The following is a 6,000-nucleotide window of genomic DNA, read 5'->3' as shown; positions in this document are numbered from 1 at the left end:
TGCCAAAAGGCACAAAGAAAACGACCATAAGAATGGTCGCCTTCATCGAAAATTGGATTAACAACTATCCAAAGAAATGTTTGAACTATTTATCTCCTAGACAATTTTTACTAAATGCCTAACTTAGACTTGAAATTTAGCGATTTGCCAGCTGCCCTTTATTTTTTCAGAAATATCTACTGGGCAACCAAACGCCTCAATCATCATCTCTTCAAAACTTTTCCGATAACCAGCATCAGCTGAAAAAGCCTTGATGGTCGGACATTGTACCATCACTTTACGAGCCACTAAAAAGCCTGATGTTGTGTCGTGTAAATTCGCTGCATGAACCTCCACATCAAGAAGATTTCCCATGGTATCAACAACGATGTGGCGCTTCCTCCCTTTGACTTTTTTACCGCCATCAATCCCACGTTCCTCTGTAGCATCTGTTGTTTTCACGCTTTGAGAATCAATGATAGCATAGTTTGGAGTGGCTGCTCTACCTGCTTTTACTCGCTTTTTTTAACTAGTTCCGCCAGAATCTTGTCCCACAAGCCGCTCTCCTTGGCACGACGAAAGAAACTCCAGACAGTTGGGTAAGGAGGGAAATCATGAGGGAGCATGCGCCATTGACAGCCTGTTTTGGTGATATACAAGGTTGCGTTCACGAGTTCTCGTTTAGACCATTTATAGGTGTGGTGTTTGGAGAAATAGGGTTCAAGTTCAGCCCATTCTTCATCCGTTAAATCAGTATCATATGCTTTTCGTGTCATATCTTTAGTTTAACATTTTTTTGTGAATACAGGTTCTAAGAGTCATAGTAAATAAGTAGGGGGAAACGATGAAAAAGACAGTATATTTATCGATACTTTTGGGGACATCTGTCCTAGCAACGCTGGGGAGAGTATACAGTACATTCTTAGCAAAATGGAAAGATCTATCCAATCATTTGACCGGGGATGCAGAACTGGATACGCTTATGCTGGAGGTTGCCTCTGTAACAAAGAAACAGTATAGTTTTGCTACAAGTCATTTAAGTAAAGCATTGGTTATTACTATGGTTGCAACATTACTTATTAGTTTGTTTTACCTTATCAGAAAAGATAAGAAAGCTATCTATGTATACTTAGGTTACTTGGCTTTGACACTGGTTAAATCTATTTATCATTTTATTGTTTCAGATTCCGTGGCGAAACTCTATTCTGATCAAGAGATGCGATCAATTGTCCAAGCAGAGGCGAAATTTAGCTTAGCCTCTACAGTAATTTTATTGATCGTTTATTTGATCATTATTTTTGTCAATAATAGAAGAGGGTCTAGTCTAGCATTGAAATCGTCTTCGGGAATTGATTTGTAATTTTTAGGTCTGAGCGATTTTCATAATCAGGCTGGTTTATCCTTCGCAATTAGAAGTCAGATAATCATTTTTTGCGCTCTTGAATAATAAAATAGTTTGGGTCGTTCAACTTAAAAACAGTGAAATTTCTGGTTTCGCTGTTTTCTTATGCCCCTATTTTTCGAGAAATATGGTAAAATAGGGAAGATACGTGGTTTTGTGCAAAGTTGAGCCTGGTTTGGTTGTTGACTAGGTTGAACTTTGTGGAAAACACGTAGCAATAAAAAAGATAATTGAGGAGTTTTCAATGTCGAAACAGGTATTTGAAACAATTTTTGCAGGCAAGAAATTGGTGGTGGAAACTGGACAGGTTGCCAAGCAAGCCAACGGTGCAGTTGTCGTTCGCTACGGAGATTCAACAGTGCTCACAGCAGCTGTGATGTCCAAGAAAATGGCGACAGGAGATTTTTTCCCACTACAAGTTAACTATGAAGAAAAAATGTACGCAGCAGGGAAATTTCCTGGTGGCTGGATGAAACGCGAAGGCCGTCCATCAACGGATGCGACCCTGACTGCGCGACTCATTGACCGTCCGATTCGCCCCATGTTTGCAGAAGGTTTCCGCAACGAGGTGCAGGTCATTAACACCGTTCTTTCTTACGATCCAGACGCTTCTGCACCTATGGCAGCTATGTTTGGTAGCTCATTGGCTCTTGCGATTTCAGATATTCCATTTAATGGGCCGATTGCTGGTGTACAGGTCGGTTATGTCAATGGAGAATTCATCATCAACCCAACAGCCGAAGAGCAGGAAGTCTCTCTGCTTGAATTGACTGTGGCTGGTAACAAGGATGCCATTAACATGGTGGAATCAGGCGCTAAAGAACTTTCAGAAGAGATTATGTTGGAAGCACTGCTCTTGGGGCATGCTGCTATCCAAGAACTCTTGGATTTCCAAAATCAAATCGTCGCGGCAGTCGGTAAGGAAAAAGCAGACGTTGAATTGCTCCAAGTGGATCCAGAATTGCAGGCAGAAATCGTCGCTGCCTACAATGAAGACCTGAAAAAGGCTGTTCAGGTCGAGGAAAAATTAGCGCGTGAAGATGCAACCAATGCCGTGCGTGAACGCGTCGTCGAAGCCTATGAAGAGCGTTATGCAGACCATGAGGAGCATGACCGTATTATGCGCGATGTTCACGAAATTTTGGAGCTCATGGAGCATGCCGAAGTGCGTCGATTGATCACGGAAGATAAAATCCGTCCTGACGGCCGTCGTGTGGATGAGATTCGTCCTCTGGATGCAGAAGTGGACTTTTTGCCAAATGTCCATGGTTCGGGTCTCTTTACCCGCGGTCAGACCCAGGCCTTGTCTGTCTTGACTTTGGCTCCGATGGGGGAAACCCAGATTATTGATGGTTTGGATGACGAATACAAAAAACGCTTCTTACACCACTATAATTTCCCTCAATACTCTGTAGGGTCAACCGGTCGCTACGGCGCTCCAGGTCGTCGTGAAATCGGACACGGTGCTCTGGGCGAGCGAGCGCTTGAGCAAGTCTTGCCAAGCCTTGAGGACTTCCCTTATGCTATTCGTTTGGTTGCAGAAGTCTTGGAATCCAACGGTTCTTCTTCACAGGCTTCCATCACAGCAGGAACATTAGCCCTCATGGCTGGTGGTGTGCCAATTAAAGCACCTGTTGCAGGGATTGCCATGGGTCTTATTTCAGATGGGACCAATTATACAGTCTTGACTGACATTCAAGGTTTGGAAGACCACTTTGGTGATATGGACTTCAAGGTGGCAGGAACACGTGACGGGATTACCGCTCTGCAAATGGATATCAAGATTGATGGCATCACCCCACAAATTTTGGAAGAAGCCCTTGCCCAAGCTAAGAAAGCTCGCTTTGAAATCTTGGATGTGATTGAAGCAACCATTCCAGAAGTGCGTCCAGAATTGGCACCAACTGCACCGAAAATTGATACCATCAAGATTGATGTGGATAAGATTAAAGTCGTTATCGGTAAGGGTGGCGAAACCATTGATAAGATTATTGCAGAGACAGGTGTCAAAATTGACATTGACGAAGAAGGCCATGTAGCGATCTACTCTTCTGACCAAGATGCGATTAACCGTGCTAAAGAGATCATTGCAAGCCTCGTACGTGAAGCAAAAGTTGGTGAGATTTACAAGGCCAAAGTCGTTCGTATTGAGAAATTCGGAGCTTTCGTCAACCTCTTTGAAAAGACAGATGCCATGGTTCATATCTCTGAAATGGCCTGGGCACGGACTAACCGTGTCGAAGATTTGGTGGAAATCGGTGATGAAGTAGATGTCAAAATCATCAAGATTGATGACCGTGGTCGTGTGGATGCCTCTATGAAAGTATTGCTTCCGAAACCAGAAGGTTTGGAAGAGCAGGTTAAGCCTGAGCGTCGTCCACGTGAACATAAGCCACACGACAAACCGCACCACAACCGAAAACCACGTCACGATGAGAACAGCTTCGGCGGTCTTAAGTTCCATGAGGTAAAAAAAGACTAATTTTAGGCGATCGTTAGCCTTAGCAACGTCTCGTTCATTTAGAACGATGATGGGCTAGGTGCTGTTTATAGTAGCATATTTCTCTTTTAGCATTTTGAGAAGGACTGGACGTGCTGGTTTTGCTTTAGTGCACTAGCCTGCCCAGTTTTATTGGTTGACTTGGATGCTACTGTAAATTAGGGGATGACAATTTCGGAAAAAGAATCAGACATAAAGGAGAGAATTATGGGCTGGTGGAGAAAAACCATTGCGATCATTAAAGAGCTGGATCCAGCGGCTCGGACAACGGCTGAGGTGCTCTTGACCTATCCTGGTGTCAAGGCGCTAGCTGCTCACCGTCTATCCCATTGGCTTTGGGAGCATCATTTTAAACTGTTAGCCCGTATGCATAGTCAGTTTTGGCGGTTTTGGACCCAGATTGAGATTCATCCAGGAGCTGAAATTGCTGCTGGAGTCTTCATTGACCACGGGTCAGGGCTGGTGGTCGGAGAGACTGCTGTCATTGAGGAAGGGGTTATGCTTTACCATGGAGTAACTCTAGGTGGGACGGGTAAAGATGTGGGGAAACGGCATCCGACTGTTCGCAAAGGTGCCTTGATTTCTGCTCATGCTCAACTAATTGGCCCCATTGAAATCGGCGAAAACGCCAAGGTTGGTGCGGCTTCGGTAGTTTTAGCTGATGTGCCTGCCAATGTAACAGTTGTTGGGATTCCGGCTAAGGTCGTTCGTGCATATGGTCAAAAGGACGAGCAGGTTATTGACCAAATAGAGCATGAGCGTGATAGTCGTTACTATACCTCTAAGCTAGAACAACTGAGAGAGACCAGTCACCAGTCTTCAGGTTTATAGGAGAGATAAGTTCCTTTTGACCAATTGACAGAAAAAACTATCCGTCCTATAGTTCTAAGGGCGCTTTTGAGGTGTTATCTTCGAAAAAGGCAAGAGATTTCTTGGCATGGACAGGTGGTTATTGCGCCCTTGGGGGTTAGGCTGTCTTTGTGACCTGCTAGTTGTGTCTAATGCTCTATCGTCAACGGCTGAAGGCTAATGGCAGAGCTGGAAAAGCTCAAGCTCTTTAGGGTTGCTAGCACCTGTCTGGGTGCCTTTGGTTAGCTAGGCTAGGTTTTACAAGTCTTTCGCTTATGTGACTGTCCTGGTTTTTATTGTTGTGACTAGTCTGAGCTCTGCTTTTCAGGAAAATGGGTAAGGGGAGTAGGACTGATCTTGCTAGGTCATTTTTGGATAGAAAATCGGGAGGAAAAATGATTTTAACGGAATTTGACCCTGGTCGTGCAGTAATCGAACCCACTAATCTAGGAGGGAGTCATCACATGGATGAGGTCTGCTCGACCTTGATTTACTCATTCAATGGGGAAATCGTGGAGCGGGTGCGTCAGATGGCAGGTGTCAGGCGGATTGGCTACATCAATAGCATTAATGGCCACAATCCTGTCTACCTTTATGAAAAAGATGGGCTCAAGGTAGCTGTCATGATGGCGGTGGTTGGCGCTGCTATGGCAGTTGGCCAACTCGAAGAAGTCAAAGCCTTTGGTTTTGAACACTTCATCGTTTTAGGATCTTGTGGGGTCTTGGACAAGTCGCTCAAGGCTGACCGTATTATCTTGCCAGCCTCTGCCCTACGGGATGAGGGGACAAGCTACCACTACGCTCCTGATAGCGATGAGATCGCCTATGACCCAGCTTTGCTATTGACCATGGAAAAGGCCTTAGATGCTGCAGGGATCCCACATGTGCGGGCAAAGAGCTGGACGACGGACGCTTTTTACCGCGAGACGGCGGACAAGGTGGCGAGGCGCTTGGCGGCTGGAGCGACGGTGGTGGACATGGAAGCCTCAGCTATCATGGCCTGGGCGCAGTATCGACAAGCCAAGGTCTACCAGTTCTTTTACACAGCAGACTATGTGGACCACACGGCCAACCAATGGGACAGACGTCAAGAAGAGCGCACCGCAGATGTCATGACCTTCTTTGACGTGGCGTTGGTGATAGCGAGATATTTAGCAATGTAAAGAACCCTCTGCACCTGTCATGGTGCAGGGTTTTGTGTTATAATGAGAAAAGAAAGCATTCAAGAATTCTAAATGTTGTTCACATCACATTCCCTTTTCTGCTGTCA

6 protein-coding genes and 1 pseudogene are annotated in these 6,000 nt (G+C 45.2%); 5 read left to right on the top strand and 2 right to left on the bottom strand.

The annotated features are described in order from the left end of the window. A pseudogene (locus HF992_RS10375) lies at window positions 1–122 on the top strand (IS30 family transposase); the annotation flags it as partial. 1 nt (window position 123) lies between these two features. Here HF992_RS10375 and HF992_RS10370 read toward each other — a convergent pair. Together HF992_RS10370 and HF992_RS10365 are read right to left on the bottom strand one after the other, a co-directional pair. After that, window positions 124–456 carry a transposase gene (locus tag HF992_RS10370; RefSeq protein WP_343032971.1) on the bottom strand — a complete coding sequence of 111 codons (333 nt, stop codon included), beginning with the start codon at window positions 454–456 and terminating at the stop codon, window positions 124–126. A 35-nt stretch (window positions 457–491) separates the two neighbouring features. After that, on the bottom strand, window positions 492–755 hold the full coding sequence (locus tag HF992_RS10365) for a transposase (RefSeq protein ID WP_168549953.1): 264 nt from the start codon (window positions 753–755) through the stop codon (window positions 492–494). A 68-nt stretch (window positions 756–823) separates the two neighbouring features. Between HF992_RS10365 and HF992_RS10360 the strand changes: the two genes are divergently transcribed. The 4 genes from HF992_RS10360 (at window position 824) to HF992_RS10345 (ending at window position 5,893) form a co-directional block, all read left to right on the top strand. After that, window positions 824–1,339: a hypothetical protein gene (locus tag HF992_RS10360; protein ID WP_168549952.1), complete on the top strand. Its 516-nt coding sequence runs from the start codon at window positions 824–826 to the stop codon at window positions 1,337–1,339. Window positions 1,340–1,625: 286 nt separating this feature from the next. Continuing rightward, window positions 1,626–3,863, top strand: a complete 2,238-nt coding sequence (gene pnp, locus HF992_RS10355) for a polyribonucleotide nucleotidyltransferase (protein WP_168549951.1) — start codon at window positions 1,626–1,628, stop codon at window positions 3,861–3,863. A 225-nt stretch (window positions 3,864–4,088) separates the two neighbouring features. Beyond that, window positions 4,089–4,712 carry a serine O-acetyltransferase gene (cysE, locus tag HF992_RS10350; RefSeq protein ID WP_168549950.1) on the top strand — a complete coding sequence of 208 codons (624 nt, stop codon included), beginning with the start codon at window positions 4,089–4,091 and terminating at the stop codon, window positions 4,710–4,712. Between the two features lie 413 nt (window positions 4,713–5,125). Next, window positions 5,126–5,893, top strand: a complete 768-nt coding sequence (locus HF992_RS10345; protein ID WP_168549949.1) for a nucleoside phosphorylase — start codon at window positions 5,126–5,128, stop codon at window positions 5,891–5,893. Window positions 5,894–6,000 lie beyond the last annotated feature (107 nt).

The sequence above is a fragment of the Streptococcus ovuberis genome (genome assembly GCF_012396585.1).
GTDB classification, from domain to species: domain Bacteria; phylum Bacillota; class Bacilli; order Lactobacillales; family Streptococcaceae; genus Streptococcus; species Streptococcus ovuberis.
Note: the sequence above shows the minus strand (reverse complement) of the source record. Positions and strands in the feature narration are given on the sequence as shown.